Origin of the sequence: Leptobacterium flavescens (assembly GCF_010671605.1) — a bacterium.
GTDB lineage: Bacteria > Bacteroidota > Bacteroidia > Flavobacteriales > Flavobacteriaceae > Leptobacterium > Leptobacterium flavescens.
This window is the reverse complement of record NZ_JAABOO010000003.1, coordinates 763,856-781,999: the sequence shown is the minus strand read 5'-3', so window position 1 is coordinate 781,999 and position 18,144 is coordinate 763,856. Positions and strand designations below refer to the sequence as shown.

The 18,144-nt window shown below is 42.5% G+C and carries 17 protein-coding genes; 2 read left to right on the top strand and 15 right to left on the bottom strand.

Features of this window, described 5'->3' with window-relative positions; genetic code table 11:
- Nucleotides 1-66 precede the first annotated feature (66 nt).
- From paaZ to GWK08_RS15725, 12 genes are all read right to left on the bottom strand, one after another.
- Complete coding sequence (paaZ, locus tag GWK08_RS15780) at nucleotides 67-2,571, bottom strand: phenylacetic acid degradation bifunctional protein PaaZ (protein WP_163608193.1); 2,505 nt, start codon at nucleotides 2,569-2,571, stop codon at nucleotides 67-69.
- Between the two features lie 84 nt (nucleotides 2,572-2,655).
- Complete coding sequence (gene pcaF / locus GWK08_RS15775; protein ID WP_163608192.1) at nucleotides 2,656-3,879, bottom strand: 3-oxoadipyl-CoA thiolase; 1,224 nt, start codon at nucleotides 3,877-3,879, stop codon at nucleotides 2,656-2,658.
- A gap of 86 nt (nucleotides 3,880-3,965) precedes the next feature.
- Complete coding sequence (locus tag GWK08_RS15770) at nucleotides 3,966-4,517, bottom strand: hypothetical protein (RefSeq protein WP_163608191.1); 552 nt, start codon at nucleotides 4,515-4,517, stop codon at nucleotides 3,966-3,968.
- A 15-nt stretch (nucleotides 4,518-4,532) separates the two neighbouring features.
- A complete protein-coding gene (locus tag GWK08_RS15765; protein ID WP_163608190.1) occupies nucleotides 4,533-4,943 on the bottom strand; it encodes a PaaI family thioesterase in 411 nt (136 codons plus the stop codon).
- A gap of 3 nt (nucleotides 4,944-4,946) precedes the next feature.
- The gene (locus GWK08_RS15760) at nucleotides 4,947-6,110 is read right to left on the bottom strand and encodes a 3-hydroxyacyl-CoA dehydrogenase NAD-binding domain-containing protein (RefSeq protein WP_163608189.1); all 1,164 of its coding nucleotides are present in this window, start codon (nucleotides 6,108-6,110) and stop codon (nucleotides 4,947-4,949) included.
- A gap of 66 nt (nucleotides 6,111-6,176) precedes the next feature.
- Nucleotides 6,177-6,959: an enoyl-CoA hydratase-related protein gene (locus tag GWK08_RS15755; protein ID WP_163608188.1), complete on the bottom strand. Its 783-nt coding sequence runs from the start codon at nucleotides 6,957-6,959 to the stop codon at nucleotides 6,177-6,179.
- Between the two features lie 56 nt (nucleotides 6,960-7,015).
- Nucleotides 7,016-7,519 (bottom strand): 1,2-phenylacetyl-CoA epoxidase subunit PaaD, encoded by a 504-nt coding sequence (gene paaD, locus GWK08_RS15750; protein WP_163608187.1) that lies wholly within the window; start codon nucleotides 7,517-7,519, stop codon nucleotides 7,016-7,018.
- A 9-nt stretch (nucleotides 7,520-7,528) separates the two neighbouring features.
- Nucleotides 7,529-8,284, bottom strand: a complete 756-nt coding sequence (gene paaC / locus GWK08_RS15745) for a 1,2-phenylacetyl-CoA epoxidase subunit PaaC (protein WP_163608186.1) — start codon at nucleotides 8,282-8,284, stop codon at nucleotides 7,529-7,531.
- Nucleotide 8,285: 1 nt separating this feature from the next.
- Complete coding sequence (paaB, locus tag GWK08_RS15740; protein WP_163608185.1) at nucleotides 8,286-8,570, bottom strand: 1,2-phenylacetyl-CoA epoxidase subunit PaaB; 285 nt, start codon at nucleotides 8,568-8,570, stop codon at nucleotides 8,286-8,288.
- Between the two features lie 18 nt (nucleotides 8,571-8,588).
- Complete coding sequence (gene paaA / locus GWK08_RS15735) at nucleotides 8,589-9,545, bottom strand: 1,2-phenylacetyl-CoA epoxidase subunit PaaA (RefSeq protein ID WP_163608184.1); 957 nt, start codon at nucleotides 9,543-9,545, stop codon at nucleotides 8,589-8,591.
- A gap of 26 nt (nucleotides 9,546-9,571) precedes the next feature.
- A complete protein-coding gene (gene paaE, locus GWK08_RS15730) occupies nucleotides 9,572-10,645 on the bottom strand; it encodes a 1,2-phenylacetyl-CoA epoxidase subunit PaaE (protein WP_163608183.1) in 1,074 nt (357 codons plus the stop codon).
- An 81-nt stretch (nucleotides 10,646-10,726) separates the two neighbouring features.
- A complete protein-coding gene (locus GWK08_RS15725) occupies nucleotides 10,727-11,305 on the bottom strand; it encodes a TetR/AcrR family transcriptional regulator (protein ID WP_163608182.1) in 579 nt (192 codons plus the stop codon).
- 249 nt (nucleotides 11,306-11,554) lie between these two features.
- Between GWK08_RS15725 and GWK08_RS15720 the strand changes: the two genes are divergently transcribed.
- A complete protein-coding gene (locus GWK08_RS15720) occupies nucleotides 11,555-13,321 on the top strand; it encodes an aromatic amino acid hydroxylase (protein ID WP_163608181.1) in 1,767 nt (588 codons plus the stop codon).
- On the opposite strand, the gene GWK08_RS15715 is transcribed toward GWK08_RS15720, so the two are convergent.
- A complete protein-coding gene (locus GWK08_RS15715) occupies nucleotides 13,318-13,941 on the bottom strand; it encodes a DUF4230 domain-containing protein (protein WP_163608180.1) in 624 nt (207 codons plus the stop codon). The genes GWK08_RS15720 and GWK08_RS15715 overlap by 4 nt on opposite strands.
- 189 nt (nucleotides 13,942-14,130) lie before the next feature.
- On the opposite strand from GWK08_RS15715, the gene GWK08_RS15710 reads away from it, so the two are divergent.
- Nucleotides 14,131-14,529: a hypothetical protein gene (locus GWK08_RS15710; RefSeq protein ID WP_163608179.1), complete on the top strand. Its 399-nt coding sequence runs from the start codon at nucleotides 14,131-14,133 to the stop codon at nucleotides 14,527-14,529.
- Here GWK08_RS15710 and GWK08_RS15705 read toward each other — a convergent pair.
- Together GWK08_RS15705 and alaS are read right to left on the bottom strand one after the other, a co-directional pair.
- Nucleotides 14,526-15,473, bottom strand: coding sequence for a GSCFA domain-containing protein (locus tag GWK08_RS15705; RefSeq protein ID WP_163608178.1), 948 nt, complete (start codon nucleotides 15,471-15,473; stop codon nucleotides 14,526-14,528). The genes GWK08_RS15710 and GWK08_RS15705 overlap by 4 nt on opposite strands.
- 29 nt (nucleotides 15,474-15,502) lie before the next feature.
- The gene (gene alaS / locus GWK08_RS15700; RefSeq protein WP_163608177.1) at nucleotides 15,503-18,115 is read right to left on the bottom strand and encodes an alanine--tRNA ligase; all 2,613 of its coding nucleotides are present in this window, start codon (nucleotides 18,113-18,115) and stop codon (nucleotides 15,503-15,505) included.
- Nucleotides 18,116-18,144: the final 29 nt, after the last annotated feature.

Genomic DNA, 18,144 nt, shown 5'->3' with positions numbered 1-18,144 from the left:
TGTTTAAATCCTTCCTATCAGGATTTTCTTTTTAATTTTTTGGTTTCCCTTTTTCATGGGAATTTTTCACAGTTCGGATAGCAATCCGAATTGTGAAAAATGATGATTAAAATGCTTCTTGTTAAGCAGATCCCACTCAAATTTTTCCATTTCCCCGAAAACCGGATCTATGGTAATAGCTTCCGGGTTTTCTTTAAAATAAGCTTCGAACTGATCATAAGCCTCCAGGAATTTGGCTTTTGCCTCTTCCAGGTTTGCATGTCTCAGCTCTTCCAGCTCTCCTTTTTTAAGTAAGGGATGTGCATACTCCTTTGGCATTGGGTTATGGTTGTATACCATCTCCTGTACCTTCTCAAGGTATTCTGCCGGGGTTGCAATTTCAATACCTGCAATCTCTCCACTTGCAATTCTGAGACTGTTCTCCAGATGCTCTATCATATGCTGTGGTGTCAGTATTCCCCAGGCTCCTTTGGAATCTTCGGTTAATTTACCGAGATAGGTTTCAATATTGGAGCGGTTTATCTCTTCAAAAGGCGATCTTTTCTGAACCATGGTCAGGATGGTTGCCACCGCTGCAAGTTCATTCTCCTGGTCGAAGACCTCAACAAACCACTTTGCAATTCCGCTTGGCAGTTCTTTTCCTCTGGAATCCCTGTCTACCTTCTGTTTACAGGTCAATCTCACATAAACAGTATCGTTGTGATAAAGCGGACGTAAAAAACGGCATTCTTCCAAACCGTAGTTTGCTGCTACCGGACCTTTGTTCGGGTATACAAAAAGACCTGCCGCTGCTGCCAGGATAAAGTATCCGTGAGCGGTACGCTTTTCAAAAATAGATCCCTTAAGGGAAGTGATATCTGTATGTGCATAGAAGTGATCCCAGGTCAGGTTTGCAAAGTTGATGATATCTGAATCTGTGATCGTTCTCTTATGTGTTTTAATGGACATTCCAGGCTCTATATCCTCCCAGTAATACGCAAAAGGATGCTTTTCTGCTTCTTTATACTTGGCATTAGCCTGATAAATCCCGGTAATCTCGGTTAATGTTGTCGGGGTTCCCTGAACTGCGCAACGCTGCATATAGTGCTTCACACCGCGCATTCCACCCATTTCTTCTCCTCCTCCTGCTCTTCCGGGTCCTCCGTGAACCAGGTTCGGAAGCGGGGATCCGTGCCCCGTACTCTGCTTGGCATTTTCTCTGTTCAATACCAGGATACGTCCGTGATGGCTGGCTGCCCCTACTACATATTCCTTTGCAGCTTTATCATCATAAGTAGCTATGGAAGATACCAGGGAACCTTTACCCATATGGCTGAGTTCGATAGCTTCTTCCAGGTTCTTATAAGGCATAATGGTACTTACAGGTCCGAATGCCTCCGTTTCATGTACTGCAGTATTTTTAAACGGATCGTCCTCTCTCAGGAGGATAGGTTTGATAAACGCTCCTTTTTCGGCGTCTGCCCCAACCGTTTCTATCTTGTCCAGATCTCCATATACGATCTGTGCCGTTTTGGCAATTTCATTAACTCTGTTCTTTACTTCGGCCAACTGATCCCTGCTTACCAGGGCTCCCATTCTTACCTCCTTAAGTCGGGGGTCTCCGATGGTTACCTTGTCCAGTTGTTTTCCTAAAGCAATCTGTACATCTTCCATGAGGTTTTCAGGAACAATGATCCTTCGTATAGCGGTACATTTCTGCCCGCATTTTACCGTCATTTCATTTCTTACTTCTTTTATGAAAAGGTCAAATTCCGGTGTGCCCGGTTTGGCATCTTCTCCGAGAACAGATGCGTTAAGGGAATCTGCTTCCATTGTAAAGGGAACTGCTTCCTGAACGATCCTCGGATGTGCTTTAAGTAATCTTCCTGTACTTGCCGATCCCGTAAAAGTCACTACATCCTGAGATCCTACCGTATCGAGGATATTCTTTGTCAGACCACTCAGTAACTGAAGGGCTCCTTCGGGAAGTATTCCTGAATCGATGATCTCTTTTACCACAGCCTCTGCCAGATACGCGGTTTGCGGTGCCGGTAAAACCACTGCCGGCATTCCGGCCATCCAGTTTACCGCACATTTTTCCAGCATCCCCCAGACAGGGAAATTAAAAGCGTTTATATGAACAGCTACCCCTCTTTTGGGAACCATAATATGATGTGCCATAAAGCGTCCGCCACGCGACAGGTCGATCGGTTCTCCCTCTACGTGATAAGATTGATTGGGAAAGAGTTTTCTTAAAGAAGCATTGGCAAACAAATTCCCAAATCCTCCTTCTATATCTATCCAGCTATCTATTTTGGTTGCTCCTGTTCTATAACTCAATTCATAAAACTTATCCTTGCGTTTGGTGAGGTACAATGCCAGTTTTTTAAGCATATTCCCTCTTTCCTGGAAGGTCATTTTACGAAGCACAGCCCCTCCCGTTGTCCTTCCGTATTGAAGCACTTCCGGAATATCCAGGCCGTCTGTGGTAGAATGCGCTATAAATTCGCCAGTGACAGAATCATAGACTGGAGTATGTTCTCCTTTACCATCTACCCATTTACCGGTAATATAATTTCCTATTTTAGTCATAATGAATCGGATCTTTATTCTTGAATTTTGAATGTTGAATGTTGAATTCTGAAGTTCAGCATTCGTTTCATTATTCCATATTCGTTATTCTACATTTACATTTTCAATGATAGTGGCATATCCCTGCCCGACACCTACGCACATGGTTACCAGGGCGTATTTCTTATTGCTCTCCTGCAGTTCTAAAGCAGCCGAATGCATTATTCTTGCTCCTGTAACTCCTAATGGGTGACCGATTGCAATAGCTCCTCCGTTAGGATTGATCCTCGGATCGTCATCTGCCAATCCGAGTTCTCTTGTACAGGCAAGGCTCTGCGCTGCAAAAGCTTCATTTATCTCAATGATGTCCATTTCATCCAATGTCAATCCGGCTTTTTCCAGGGCTTTTCTACTGGCAAATACAGGACCTATCCCCATAATCCTGGGTTCCACACCCACGACTGCCGATGAAACGATCTTTGCCATAGGCTTCAATCCGTATTTTTCTACTGCATCCGAGGAAGCGATCAGGGTAGCTGCCGCTCCGTCATTCAATCCGGAAGCATTACCCGCAGTTACCGTACCTCCTTTTTCCTCTTTTCTGAAAGCCGGTCTCAGTTTAGCCAGGATCTCAGGAGTGGTAGTGGGTTTTATAAATTCGTCCGAATTGAAATTAATCGGATCCTTTTTTCTCTGAGGGATCTCCACATTTACGATCTCTTTAGCAAGTCTGCCGGATTCCTGGGCTTTAGTGGCTTTTACCTGGCTCCAGTGAGCAAACTTATCCTGATCTTCTCTGGAGATATTGAATTTATCCACCAGGTTTTCGGCTGTCATTCCCATTCCGTCAGTCCCGTAGAGTTCATGCATCTTAGGATTGATAAACCTCCATCCGAAACTGGTATCGTACATTTTGGCATCGGTTCCGAAGGCTGAAGAAGGTTTGGCAATAGCGTAGGGTCCGCGCGTCATATTCTCTACTCCTCCCGCTATAAAAACATCACCGTCTCCGGCCTTTATCGCCCGGTTGGCATGTATAATTGCCGACATTCCCGAGCTACAAAGCCTGTTTACCGTTTCTCCGGGTACCGACCAGGGCAATCCTGCCAGTAAAAGGCACATTCTCGCTACATTCCTGTTATCTTCTCCCGCCTGATTGGCACATCCCATGATCACATCATCTATGGCCTCTGCCGGAACATCCGAATTCCTCTTCATCAGTTCCTTAATAACAATGGCTCCCAGATCGTCTACCCTTACGGCCGACAGGGTTCCTTTATATTTTCCGATGGCTGTTCTTATTCCATCTATGATAAATGCTTCTTTCATTCTATTGTTGAATTTTGAATGCTAAATGTTGAATCTGAAACTTCTTCTCACTATCAACACATTCATCCTTTATTTGCTTTTTTCTTTTATTTAATTTTTTCCGGAGTGTCCTGCCCCGGGTATATAATACGCCACTTTTCCTTATAGACTGACGAATATTTTATTTCTACTCTAATTTTATTATTCAACCATTCCCGCAATTGCTGATGCAGTATCTCAAAATTCTTTACTTCCTTTCTTAATCCGAGCATATACTTTACTTCCCTCTCCGGAACAAGCATTCCTTTCCTGATCGTGGAATGAAAAACAGTCGATCCTTTAAACAGGGTGTCCTGCTTTACCATCACTTTGACATAAAAATCATTAATATCCGTATTGCGATATACCGAATCCTTATAATGAATATTTATTTCCTCAATAAAAGCAGGGCCTATTCCATTATTATTCAAAACAAAACCGTAATTACCGTTATTTTCGGTATTTCCGACTTCCAGATATGGGAGTACACTAGCATATTGCTGTTTTCTCATGAGCGAAGTCTGATGAAAGAAAAGGTAGAGCGTGCAAATACTTACTACAAAAGCGAGAAAGGCCATTATTTTTTCAATATTGATCTTTGTCTTAAAAAAGCTTCCCATTTTCCTTACTAAAATTTATTCCTCCCAGTCCTTAGCAGTACGGTATACTATTCCCTTGAACAGGGCTATCAACTCGTCTCCTCTTTTAACTTCTATAATATTAAAACCTAATTTATTCTTTACTTTTTCTATAGTTGATTCGGCAACGATATAATCGCCTTCCTCCAGTGCTTCTATATGATTAATTGAAGTTTCAATAGAAACCGCATATTTGCCATGCGTATTAGCTGCAAATCCAAAGGCGGTATCTGCCAGGGCATAACTGATCCCTCCATGAGCCTTTCCCATACTGTTAAGCATTTCTTTTCTGACTGTCATTCCCACTTTACAACTTCCTATCTCGCAACTCAGAATTTCAATCCCCAGCCATCTGCTGAAAGGATCAAGACTTAACATCTTATGTGGAATAGCTTCTCCTTTGATCATATATTAATTAAAAAAAGTTTCTCCTTTTTGATTCATTTTTCTCAGCAACGGGCTGCACCTGTATCGGTCTTCATGATATTCATCGTAGAGTCCGTCCAATGTCTTTACACACCAATCAATCCCCATTTCATCTGCCCATGAGAGTAACCCCTTCGGATAATTCACTCCCCTGGTCATGGCATTATCTATATCTTCTGCGGATGCGATATTCAGGAACAGCGCATCGGCTGCTTCATTGATCAGCATTACAAGTACCCTTTCAAATATCTCTTTAGCCAAAGCTTCATCCTGTTCAGGTTCCGGCTTCTCCGCTCCTTCTGTATAATCGTAATATCCTCTTCCTGATTTTCTTCCGAGATAACCCGCTTCAGACAAGCGTTTTTGAGTGAAGGAAGGTCTGTACCTCGCATCGTAATAAAAGGCTGTAAATACGGTTTCCGTTACCGTATAATTCACATCATTCCCGATAAAATCCATCAGTTCAAAAGGCCCCATCCTGAAGCCTCCTTTTGTCTTTAAAGCCCAGTCAATCGTTGCAAAATCTGCCAATCCTTCTTCATATATTCTCAGAGCTTCTCCGTAAAACGGTCTGGCAACACGGTTTACAATAAACCCGGGAGTATCTTTAGCCACCGCTACCACTTTTTTCCATTCCTTAATGGTCGTTACCGCTTTGTCCAGCACATCAGCACTCGTTTGTACGGCAGGAACGACCTCTACCAGTTTCATCAGTGGAGCAGGATTGAAAAAATGTATCCCTACTACCCGATCCGGTCTGTCGCAAGCTGCGGCAATAGAAGCTATGGACAAAGAAGAAGTGTTGGACGCCAGAATACTGTCCGGAGCAATATATGTTTCCAGTTCTGAAAAGACTTTTTGCTTGATATCCAGTTTCTCTACGATGGCCTCGATGATCAGATGAGAATCTCCCAGATCCTTCAGGGTATGTACGTAACTGATATTGCCCTGTATTCTTTGTTTTTCCTCCGTATCAATTCTTCCTTTTTCCACCAGCCTTGTCAATACTTTTTCCAGGACATTTTTGCTCCTGTCCAAAGCATCCAGGTTGGTATCAAACACCTTAACACTACAATCTGCGGTTGCTGCTACCTGGGCAATTCCACTTCCCATTGTTCCCGAACCGATGATTCCTACCTTTTTGATCATATATCTTTTAAATCAAAAATGTAAAAGAAGCTTGTTTGCTAACTTTTACATTTATTACTTTTTCTATTATTTTCCGGTAAAATTTGGTTTTCGCTTTTCCACAAAAGCGTTTACCCCTTCATTATAATCATGGGTTTCGCTCGCCTGGATCTGTAAATCGGATTCCAGGGCCAGTTGTGCAGTCAGATCGTTTACCAAAGATGCATTCAATGCTTTTTTAGTAAGCGCAAATGCTCTGGTTGGCATTGCCGCCATTTTAAAGGCCAGTTTCTGTATTTCCTCTTCAAAACTTTCTGCCGGAACGTATTTGTAGATCATCCCGATCCGTTCTGCTTCCACCGCATCTATTTTATCTCCGAGCATGGCCAGCGCCGATGCTTTCTGAAAACCTATCAGTCTGGGAAGGAAAAAGGTTCCCGCGCTATCAGGGATCAAGCCTATTTTACTAAAAGCCTGAATAAATGCAGCTGCTTCAGATGCTACCACCACATCGCATGCCAGGGCAATATTTGCTCCTGCTCCGGCAGCCACACCGTTAACCGCACCTATGATGGGTTTTTCAATTTGCCGTATACGTTCTATAATGGGATTATAATGCTCTTCCAGTATTTTCCTGAATCCGGGATGCTCATCGGGATTGGTTACTTCCTTAAGGTCCTGGCCTGCACAGAAGGCTTTGCCATTCCCCGAAAGCACTATCGCTCTTACCTCATCATTACTCTCGCAGTCATCCAGTTTAGCCTGCAGATTAAGGGCCATTTCCCTGTTAAAACTATTAAATACCTCCGGGCGGTTTAGCCTTATAAAAGCTACACCCTTATCAATAGTAAGTTGTATTGATTCGCTCATACCTTTGAATCTGTATTACTTTGACCGAATAATGGACGGGCGATCCACTATTCTTTCTATTTTAAACATTTAAAATAATCGAACGGTTCCTGGCAATCCTCGCATTGAAACAAAGCTTTGCATGCCGTAGACCCGAACTGACTAACCAATTTTGTATTGGAAGAACCGCAATTGGTGCAGTTCACTATTTTTTTATTTCCCAGGAGGGCTTCCTTATCAGCTTCCGCTTCAAGGGGAGGAGCAATTCCATACGCTTTTAAGGCTGCTCTTCCTTCTTCGGTGATCCAATCTGTGGTCCAGGCCGGTGAAAGCACCAGCTTAACTTCAGATTCGTAACCTGCATCTTCCAGGGCTTTTGAGATATCTTCACCTATAACATCCATAGCAGGACAACCGCTATACGTTGGGGTGATAATAACTTCAACTTTGTTGTTCACAATAACTGCAGAACGAACCACTCCCATATCCAGGATAGAAAGCACAGGGATCTCCGGATCCGACACTTTTTTAAGAATGGGGATCAGTTTCTGATCGATATGTTTGTCCTCTGTTATTGTCAAAACTTTTATTTACCACTTCATATTGGGATAGGCACGCTGCATATACTGCAGATCTGCCAGCAGGTAACCCATATGTTCCGTATGGATCCCCTGTTTTCCGCCTTTCTGAAAATATTTACTCTCCGGAATTTCCAGGGTTGCTTCTTCCAGCAGTTCCTTCACTTTTCCGTAATAATCTTCCTTTAGCTGTGAAACATCAACACCTATTCCTTCGGCAACAGCTTCGCTATCAGCCTCGGTAAGATGAAATAATTCATCAGTATAGGTCCAGAGCATGTTTACGGCCTCCTGTACCTTTTGTTTACTTATGTCGGTTCCGTCTCCCAGCCTTTTAACCCAATCACCTGAAAATCTCAAATGATAGCTTACTTCTTTGATCGCCTTTCGGGCAATAGCATTCAGGGTATCGTCTTTACTGTGCTGTAACTTCTCAAGCAGGGCCAGATGAAACGCATCAAAAAGAAACTGCCTTGTAATTACATAAGCAAAATCCGTATTGGGTTGTTCTACCAAAAGCACACTCTTATACTGCCTTTCCGTTCTGAGAAAAGCGATATCATCTTCTGTTTTCCCTTCCCCTTCCAACAAAGCCACATATTGATAATAACTCCTGGTCTGCCCCAGCAGATCCAATGAAATATTGGTAAGAGCTATATCGGTTTCCAAACTGGGGCCATGCCCGCAAAGTTCCGAAAGACGCTGCCCCAATATCAGAGCATTATCAGCTATGCCGTATATATATTGAACTAAATTCTTTTTCTCCATCTTACATGTGTTTTACTTCATCCGGCAAAGTATAGAATGTCGGATGTCGGTATACTTTATCCTGAGCCGGCTCAAACAATTCGCCGTTATTTTCAGGGTTGGTAGCGGTTATATGTTTAGATTCCACCACCCAGATGCTTACACCTTCATTTCTGCGGGTATACACATCTCTCGCATTTTCCAAAGCCATTTCGGCATCAGCAGCATGCAGGCTACCAAAGTGCCTGTGCTCTAAGCCATTCTTACTTCTAACAAATACTTCCCAAAGAGGCCAGTTCTTTTCCATCTTGTCCTTTTTTTGTCTTTATCCGACGTTTTGTAATTTTTTATCCTGTTGTTTTTTGGCATAGGCCATTGCTGCATCGCGTACCCACTCTCCTTCTTCCCATGCATTTACACGTGCAGAGAGGCGCTCCTTATTACAGGGACCATGTCCTTTAACCACCTGCCAAAACTCATCCCAATCGATCTCACCGAAATCATAATGTCCTTTTTCCTCATTCCATTCTAATTCGGGGTCGGGAATTGTTATTCCCAGCAGATCTGCCTGAGGTGCGGTCTGATCTACAAATTGCTGACGCAATTCGTCATTGGTCTTACGCTTTAACTTCCATTTCATAGATTGTTCCGTATGCGTAGACATATCATCCGTAGGGCCGAACATCATCATTGAAGGCCACCACCATCTGTTAAGGGCATCCTGAGCCATCTCTTTTTGCTCCGGAGTTCCTTTACACAATGTCATCATGATCTCATAACCCTGACGCTGGTGAAAGCTCTCTTCCTTACACACCCTGATCATGGCTCTTGCATAAGGGCCATACGAAGTATTACAAAGCGGCACCTGATTAATGATCGCTGCTCCGTCTACCAACCAGCCGATAGCACCTATATCTGCCCATGTGATGGTCGGATAGTTAAAAATACTGGAGTATTTAGCTTTTCCGCTATGCAACTGATCGTATAATTCATTTCTGGATATCCCCAGTGTCTCACAGGCACTGTAGAGGTATAAACCGTGACCTGCTTCATCCTGTACTTTAGCCAATAAAGCTACTTTTCTTCTCAGGGAAGGTGCTCTGGAGATCCAGTTCCCTTCCGGAAGCATTCCTACTATCTCCGAATGCGCATGCTGGGAGATCTGCCTGATATGTGTTTGCCTGTATTTTTCAGGCATCCAATCCTTGGGTTCGATCTTTTCATCTCTGGCGATGCGTTGCTCGAATATTTCTTCTAAATTCCTGATCTGCGCTTCACTCATGATTCTCGAATTTTATTATTTCTTTTTTACACGTCAAAATCAACTACAACCTTCTTGCTGGTAGGAACGGACTGACATGAAAGAGCAAAACCACTTTCTACTTCTTCTTTTTCCAAAGCGTAATTGATCTTCATCTCTACTGTCCCTTCTACAATCTTGCATTTGCAGGTGCTGCACACCCCGCCCTTACAGGCATAAGGCAAATCCGCACCGGCAGCAAGTGCTCCGTCCAGAATATTGTCGTAATGATCTTCCATCGGGAAATGAAACTCTTTCCCTCCATCTATAATCGTTACTTCAGTGTTTTCCGCTCTGTGCTCCAACACCTTTGCAATACGGTTTTTGTCCTGTTTAGTATTTCCGCTGCTAAACAGCTCGAAGTGAATTTTCTCTTTATCCAGGCCGGCCTGCTGTAATTCATCCCTTATCAGGAAAATCATCTCTTCCGGGCCGCAGATAAAACATTCATCAACGTTATTCACATTAATTATCCTGGAAGTAAGTTCATTTAACTTTTCCTGGGTAAATCTTCCATTTAACAGAGGAATATCTCTATGTTCCTTCGTCAGGAAATAAAATATTTCGAATCTTCCGAAATATTTATTTCTCAAACCTTCTATTTCTTCCTTAAAGATAATCGATTTTGCCGTGCGATTCAAGTAAAACAGCTTGAAAGTACTGTCCGGCTCAAGGGCAAGATGCGTCTTTAAAATCGACAAAATGGGAGTTATTCCACTTCCGGCTGCAAAAACGATGTAGTTTTTGGCTTTCTTTCCGTTCACTTCTGTAAAAAAGCTTCCGTTAGGCTCCATTACCTCCAGTTCATCACCTGTCTTTAGAACCTCGTTAGCAAAAGTAGAGAACAAACCTCCCGGGATCTTCTTTACCGCCACTTTCCACTCATCTTCAACAGGGCTTGAACAAAGAGAATAAGACCTCCTTACTTCTTCTCCTTCAATATCAGTTTTTAAAGTGAGGTACTGTCCCTGGGTAAACTTAAATTCATCCTTTAGATCCTCAGGGATATCAAAGGTCAACACACTGCAATCTGCGGTTTCCTTATAAACTTCTGAAAGCTTTATTTTATGAAATTTCGACATTTTTATCTACTGTATTCTTCAGTTTTGCTCAAAACTAACAATTGTTAGTTTATGAACCAAAAAAATAATCTTAATTTTTTCTTAGGGCTTCAGCACCACTCCTCTAAGCAGGACTGTTTTCATTTGAACCACCAGTTCTGCAGTGTCCACACCTTCTTTTTTGTAGTACCAAAGATAAAGTGTCCGTAGGGTAGATAAGATAGAAAAGAGCATTACTTCAACATTAAGGGGTTCCAGGTGTCCTTCATCCACTCCCAGTTTGACGATCTGCCTGAAATTCTCCTCATACTGACTCCTCAGTTTCAGGAAATAGGACAATTGAGGTTCTACCAGGTGCATCCAGTCGTTATTCAGGGATCCGAGAGCATCCGCATTATTAACGGTCACATTAACGTGCAGTTCTATGATCTTTTCCAGTTTGTCAATGGCATTATCTTCAGATTCCACGATCCGGTCCATCCCTCTGGTGAATTTCTCGGCTACATCCAGGATAATGATAGAAAGGATCTCCTGTTTGGAAGTAATATGATTGTACAGGCTTGCCGCTTTGATCCCCATAGCCTGGGCAATATCCCTCATCGAAACAGCGCTATATCCTTTTTCCTTGAATAGTTTAGAGGATATATTGATGATCTCTTCTTTCCTGTTTTCTGTTTTCACGCGTTTCAAATAAAAGCCGACTTACCTTACAGAGATCAAAAATAAATTTTAATATGAAATGAGCACAATCAAAATTAATTATTTACGCTTCCATCAAAACAATTAAACTTTTTTTAAGAAAAAGCAAAGGTTTATAGCTATCCAAAAAGTTCAAACAGATGAAAAAAATGATATTATCAGATAGTTTTTATTGATTACGGATGGCGTGTATAGCGATAATATTTTTATAATTTTGCTAAAAAAGCATCTATGGCTCAGGAAATAGAAACTAACGAACTACTTGACAATTTACCTCCTCACTTACGTCAATTTATAAAACCGCAGAATTACGACGAGTATTCTTCTGTGAATCATGCGGTATGGCGGTATGTGATGCGGAAAAATATCACTTACCTGAGCCAGGTAGCACATTCATCTTATCTGGACGGTCTTAAAAAGACTGGGATCTCCATTGATAGTATTCCCAGTATGTACGGAATGAATCGTATCCTTAAGGAGATCGGTTGGGCGGCTGTAGCTGTAGACGGTTTTATCCCGCCTAATGCCTTTATGGAATTCCAGGCTTATAATGTTCTGGTAATTGCTTCGGATATCAGGCAACTGGAAAATATAGAATACACTCCGGCACCCGATATTATACATGAAGGGGCCGGGCACGCACCGATTATCGCCAATCCGGACTATGCGGAATACCTCAGACGTTTCGGAAAAATAGGCAGCAAGGCCATTTCCTCTAAAAAAGATTACGAAATGTACGAGGCGGTGAGACTGCTTTCTATTTTAAAGGAGGCACCGGGAACCCCGAAGGAAAAGATAGATGAAGCCGAAAGAAAAGTAGAAGAGTTACAAAATGCGGGAGGAGAGCTTTCCGAAATGTCACAGATAAGGAATTTACACTGGTGGACGGTAGAATACGGACTTATAGGCACTCCGGAAGACCCTAAAATATACGGAGCAGGCCTTCTGTCATCTATTGGGGAAAGTGAATGGTGTATGACCGACAAGGTTGAAAAGCTTCCTTATTCGGCAGATGCTGCATTTCAGGATTTTGATATCACCAAACCCCAACCTCAGCTCTTCGTAACTCCCGATTTCGCATACCTCAGCCAGGTACTGGAAGAATTTGCCAATACCATGGCCCTGAGAAAAGGTGGTCATAAAGGCCTTGCCAGGCTTGTTGAGTCGGAAAACCTCGGAACCATTGAATTAAGCACAGGCTTACAGATATCCGGAGTCTTTACAAGGATGATCAAAAACGAGGACAACGAAGTGATCTTCTTCCAGACCGAAGGGCCCACGGCACTTGCCTATCGCGAAAAAGAGATTATCGGCCACGGTATCAAGTCACATATGAACGGTTTCAGCTCTCCTATAGGAAAACTGAAAGGAATTAACCTGGCCATTGAGAATATGGGCCCCAGAGACCTTAAAGCTTATAATTTCTACGATGGAAAACGTATTGAATTCGAATTTGAGAGCGGAATTACGGTAGAAGGCCTCAATATTACGGGAATGAGGAATATTTACGGAGAACTGATGATCATCCAATTTACCGATTGTACGGTTAAATACAAGGATGAATACCTGTTCAGACCGGAATGGGGTACTTTTGACATGGCTGTAGGGAAAGAGATCATTTCAGCCTTCTCGGGAGCCGCAGATTATATGTCTTTCGACCTGGTTAACCATGTTTCTTCCAACAAGACCATCAAAGTGGAAAAAGACTGGAAGCAAATAGAACTGGAAAGCCTTTATCAGAACATCAGGGATATGCGGGAGGAAAACACCATAACCGAAGAAGCCCTGGAAAATATTTTCACCACCCTGAAGACCAATCATCCGAACGATTGGCTACTTACGGTTGAAATATTCGAATTACTGGAAAAAACAGATTTTGTTTCCCTTAAAGGAGAGGTTCTTGATCATCTGGAAGATGTAAAGACCAGAAGACCGAAGATAGCGCATCTGGTTAACGATGGGATCTCTATATTGAGTCACGAACTCATCAAAACTTAATCTCGTAATTCCCAGTTTGATTCTATCTCATTGAGATCGTTGACCGGCCGGGCATTCATTTCGAGTTTCCACCCCAGAGAATTGGTCAGGATATAGAATTTAGAAAGCTCGCTAAGCAGGCGGTTCTGTGCGTTGGATTTAATAGACGACCCTTCTATTCTCTTCATAAGTTCCTGCCTTACTTTTTCCTGGATCTTGTTGTAATCTTTACCTGTAAAAGGATTGAACAGACTTTGATCTATATCGTAAAAAGTTATGGTAGGGTTGATGCTGATCTCCTCTTCCGGGACACTTCTTAAACGGAGCACCTTGTTCTTTTCATCTATCTCATATTCCAGCTTGTGCAGATCGTAGGCGATACTCACATCGGCATTGATAACCACCAGGGCCTTCTTCTCAAATTTAATGTAATCTCCCAGGTAGGTTTGCTGGTCCTTATAGTTGTAAACTTCGGAGAAATGTCCTTCGGTCACCACAAGTTTACCCACGTTTTTAAGCTGTTCCTGAATGAGTTGAGTGCTTTCAAAAACAGTCTTTTGTTCTTCTTTCCTGGCCATCCAGTACTGAAAGATCAGAAGGATAAAAAGTGTAATGACAACACCAAAAAGTACTTTCCGCATAAAAAAACTTTATTGAAAAATACAAAAAAGAATTGAGTAGAAATCCTACCTGAATTCGAAGTCCGTTTCAGCATTAAAAAAGCGAAGATGTTTTTGACCTAATTAAGCATACACTTTGCAGAAATTGTAACAAAAAGTTAGAAAATTTCTGGGATAGCTTTTATCTTTAACATCTTAACCCCCCAAACAATGAATAACAAGGAGATTGCAGCGGAATTATCTAAGTTGAACAACATCAGAATAGTAGACGACAACCCCGGCTACTGGGTGATTCTTTTGGAAAATTTTCAACTGCATATCATTACCGACGAGAAGGCCAATCGCATGCGTATTATCTGCCCGATCAAAGATACCAGCGACTTAAAGAAAAACCAGCTTAAAGAGGCCATGCAGGCCCATTTTCACAAAGCCCTGGATACCAAATATGCCATTTATGACGAAAGGATATGGTCTGTATACACGCATTACCTGAAAGAGCTTACCGCGGAGATGTTCCTGGATGCTATATCGCAGGTATTTCACGGAGCCAATAATTTTGGAGATTCCTATAGCAGTTCCAATCTGTTTTTCAGTGCGGGGGATACCTAGAATTCTATATGAGGATGCCTGTCTCTGATCCTGTCTTTTAAAACCTCCAGTTTTTTCAGAAATTCTTTGTGTTGTTCCGATCCGGGATCGAAAGGCCTGTGCGCCATGCCCTTTTGTATCTTATCTATTTCCTGCATGACGGCAAATGCATTATCGGCTATCCAGCTCCCGCTGAATTTCTCCCAGATATAATTGACGGCCGTGTCGTTGGGATGGATCATATCTTCTTTAAAGAAACGATAATCCCTTAGCTCATCCATCACCAACTCATAAGAAGGAAAATAATGAAGTTTTTTGCGAGGTTCCACTATTTGGTGAAGACCAGCAATCAGGTGTGCCTTACTGCGCTGATTCTCGGTAAAACCATCCTTTAAATGCCGTACCGGAGACACCGTAAAAATAATCGTTGCTTCGGGGTTCACGCTCCTGATCAATGCGACCGTTGCTTCCAGACTTTCCGTTACCTCATTTACCGAAAGCAGTTCCTTTAAGAATTTCTTTTGAGGGACTTTATGACAATTAGCCACCAGCTTATCGGTCTCAATAAGCCTGTACACCCAGGCAGTTCCGAGGGTAATAACAATATGACTGGCGGTTGTAAGCCCTTCAGAAGTCTGTCTTAAGGCCCTGTTCAATTGCTCAATCATCAATTCCGGAGAGGCATTACTCAATTCGGAATGTGCTTCAAAGCAATGCCAGCGCTCATTGAGAAAAAAAATATCCTTCTCATCGAATGCCTCTTCATTTACAGCTCTTAAAATAAGGCGTTCAATCGCCCGCGGATGAAAAAGAATACCGAGGGGATTCTGTATTTCCCGGAATTTGTAATAATTCAGCTTTTGGCCGATATTCTCCACAAAACAGGACCCCAGAAGCAAAAGCTTCGAATCATAATCCAACGGCCTGTGCTCTTTCCCGAATGATATATTGGTTTGTAGTTTCATAAAAAATCCCGCCTTAAGCGGGACTCAATTTAAGAAATATATTCTTTTACTTTATCTAAAGCTTCCGGAATTCCTCCTGGGTTTTTCCCTCCTGCAGTAGCGAAGAACGGCTGTCCGCCTCCACCTCCCTGGATGAATTTACCAAGTTCTCTTACCACCTGTCCCGCATTATAACCCCGCTCGTTTGCCAGGTCTTTGGAAATATAACAGGTAAGCAAGGCTTTTCCATTATCTTCAGCAGCAAAAAGTATAAAGAGATTATCAACTTCATTCCCCAGTTCGAAAGCAAGGTCCTTTAATTTACCGGGATCCAGGTCTACTCTGGATGCCAGGAACTGCACTCCGTTAATTTCCTCCAGTTGCGACTTCAGATCACCTTTCAGGTTTTTGGCCTTATCCTTTAACAAGGTAGCGATCTGTTTTCTCAGACTTTCGTTTTCTTCCTGCAATGAGGAGATCGCTTTTACCGGATCTTTAGGATTTTTAAGAAGATCTCTCATCTCGTAAAACACCCGGTTATTCTCAAAATAGAATTCCCTGGTTGCATCCGAGGTAATTGCTTCTATCCTTCTGATCCCTGCTGCTACAGCGCCTTCCGACCTGATCTTAAAATGCCAGATATCGGCGGTATTCTTTACATGGGTCCCTCCGCATAATTCTATAGAGTTCCCGAAGCGGATGGTCCTTACCGTATCTCCGTATTTTTCACCGAAAAGAGCCATGGCACCTTCTTCTATAGCGGTTTCCATAGGGATATTTCGCTGTTCCTGCAACGGAAGCTTTCCTTCTATCCTTGCATTTACAAAGTTCTCCACATCCCTTAACTCTTCCAATGTCAGTTTGGAGAAATGAGAAAAGTCGAAACGAAGATATTTTGAGTGTACCGCAGAACCTTTCTGCTCCACATGAGTTCCCAGAACTTCTCTCAAAGCCTGATGCAGCAAATGCGTAGCTGTGTGGTTAGCTGCTGTTCTTTCTCTCTGTTTCCTGTCGACAACAGCTTTCATGGTTTCCCCTATATGCTTGGGTAAATTCTTTGCAAAATGGATGATCAGATTGTTCTCTCTTTTGGTATCCAGGATATAGACCACATCTCCGTTCGGCACTTCCAGATAACCTTTATCTCCTACCTGTCCCCCACCTTCCGGATAAAAAGGAGTCATATTGAACACCAGCTGATACATATCTCCGTCTTTTTTGGAGCTTACCTTCCTGTAACGGGTAATTTTTACACTGGCTTCCAGGTAATCATAACCGATAAATTCTTCGGTCTCATCATCGAGAAGAACGGTCCAGTCTTCCGTAGCCACTTCAGCAGCGGCACGTGAGCGGCTTTTCTGCTCTTCCATCTTCTTCTCAAAGCCTTTCTCATCAATTTCAAAATTATTCTCTTCGGCGATAAGCTGGGTAAGATCCAGTGGAAACCCATAGGTATCGTATAATTCGAAGGCTTTTTCTCCTGCGATCTTCTTCCCTTTGGTAGCTTCCATTACATTATCCAGAAGAACCAGTCCCTGATCGAGTGTTCTAAGGAAGGAATGTTCTTCCTCCTTGATCACATTCTGAATAAGCTGTTTCTGTTCTTTGAGTTCCGGGAAAGCATTTCCCATTTTTTTACTCAACACATCTACCAACCTGTAGATAAAAGGTTCTTTTTGCCCCAGGAATGTAAATCCGTAGCGAATAGCCCTTCTCAATATCCTCCTGATCACATAACCTGCTCCGTTATTGGAGGGCAACTGTCCGTCTGCAATAGAGAATGACACTGCCCTTACGTGGTCTGCGATCACGCGGATAGCTATATCTGTTTTTTCTTCTTTCCCGTATTTTGAACCGGAAATGGTCTCAATTTCCCGGATCAACGGAGTGAAGACATCTGTATCGTAATTAGATTTTACTCCCTGAAGCACCATACAAAGACGTTCAAAGCCCATTCCCGTATCTACATGCTTGGCAGGTAGTTTTTCCAGGGATTTATCCGCTTTACGGTTAAACTCCATAAATACCAGGTTCCAGATCTCCACTACCAGCGGATGATCCTTATTAACCAGGTCTTTTCCTGGCAACTTGGCTTTTTCTTCTTCAGAACGTATATCGACATGGATCTCCGAACTGGGGCCGCATGGTCCCTGATCGCCCATTTCCCAGAAATTATCTTTTTTATTCCCCAGAATGATACGGTCTTCAGGAATGATCTGCTTCCACAGGTCATACGCTTCCTGATCCAGAGGAAGTCCGTCTTCCTCAGAACCTTCAAAAACCGTTACATAGAGGATATCTTTATCTATTTTATAAACTTCGGTCAACAGTTCCCAGGCCCAGGCAATAGCATCCTTTTTAAAATAATCGCCAAAACTCCAGTTTCCGAGCATTTCAAACATGGTATGGTGATAGGTATCTTTTCCCACCTCCTCCAGGTCGTTGTGCTTTCCGGATACCCTGAGGCATTTTTGTGTATCGGATATCCTGTTGCTTTTCGGAACACCGTTCCCCAGAAAGAACTCCTTAAACTGATTCATTCCTGCATTGGTAAACATCAATGTAGGGTCGTCCTTTATCACCATGGGTGCAGAGGCGACTATCTGATGTTCTTTGCTTTTGAAAAAATCTAAAAAGTGCTTTCTTATTTCACTGGACTTCATAATAAATGCTTAACATTTTTAAAAAAATA

What these genes read in the sequence shown, in the direction of transcription:
- paaZ (WP_163608193.1), bottom strand. Translation starts at nt 2,571, where the DNA reads ATGACTAAAATAGGAAATTATATTACCGGTAAATGGGTAGATGGTAAA.
- paaE (WP_163608183.1), bottom strand. Translation starts at nt 10,645, where the DNA reads ATGTCGAAATTTCATAAAATAAAGCTTTCAGAAGTTTATAAGGAAACC.
- GWK08_RS15765 (WP_163608190.1), bottom strand. Translation starts at nt 4,943, where the DNA reads ATGATCAAAGGAGAAGCTATTCCACATAAGATGTTAAGTCTTGATCCT.
- GWK08_RS15705 (WP_163608178.1), bottom strand. Translation starts at nt 15,473, where the DNA reads ATGAAACTACAAACCAATATATCATTCGGGAAAGAGCACAGGCCGTTG.
- GWK08_RS15770 (WP_163608191.1), bottom strand. Translation starts at nt 4,517, where the DNA reads ATGGGAAGCTTTTTTAAGACAAAGATCAATATTGAAAAAATAATGGCC.
- GWK08_RS15760 (WP_163608189.1), bottom strand. Translation starts at nt 6,110, where the DNA reads ATGATCAAAAAGGTAGGAATCATCGGTTCGGGAACAATGGGAAGTGGA.
- paaC (WP_163608186.1), bottom strand. Translation starts at nt 8,284, where the DNA reads ATGGAGAAAAAGAATTTAGTTCAATATATATACGGCATAGCTGATAAT.
- pcaF (WP_163608192.1), bottom strand. Translation starts at nt 3,879, where the DNA reads ATGAAAGAAGCATTTATCATAGATGGAATAAGAACAGCCATCGGAAAA.
- paaB (WP_163608185.1), bottom strand. Translation starts at nt 8,570, where the DNA reads ATGGAAAAGAACTGGCCTCTTTGGGAAGTATTTGTTAGAAGTAAGAAT.
- GWK08_RS15715 (WP_163608180.1), bottom strand. Translation starts at nt 13,941, where the DNA reads ATGCGGAAAGTACTTTTTGGTGTTGTCATTACACTTTTTATCCTTCTG.
- alaS (WP_163608177.1), bottom strand. Translation starts at nt 18,115, where the DNA reads ATGAAGTCCAGTGAAATAAGAAAGCACTTTTTAGATTTTTTCAAAAGC.
- GWK08_RS15720 (WP_163608181.1), top strand. Translation starts at nt 11,555, where the DNA reads ATGGCTCAGGAAATAGAAACTAACGAACTACTTGACAATTTACCTCCT.
- GWK08_RS15710 (WP_163608179.1), top strand. Translation starts at nt 14,131, where the DNA reads ATGAATAACAAGGAGATTGCAGCGGAATTATCTAAGTTGAACAACATC.
- GWK08_RS15755 (WP_163608188.1), bottom strand. Translation starts at nt 6,959, where the DNA reads ATGAGCGAATCAATACAACTTACTATTGATAAGGGTGTAGCTTTTATA.
- paaA (WP_163608184.1), bottom strand. Translation starts at nt 9,545, where the DNA reads ATGAGTGAAGCGCAGATCAGGAATTTAGAAGAAATATTCGAGCAACGC.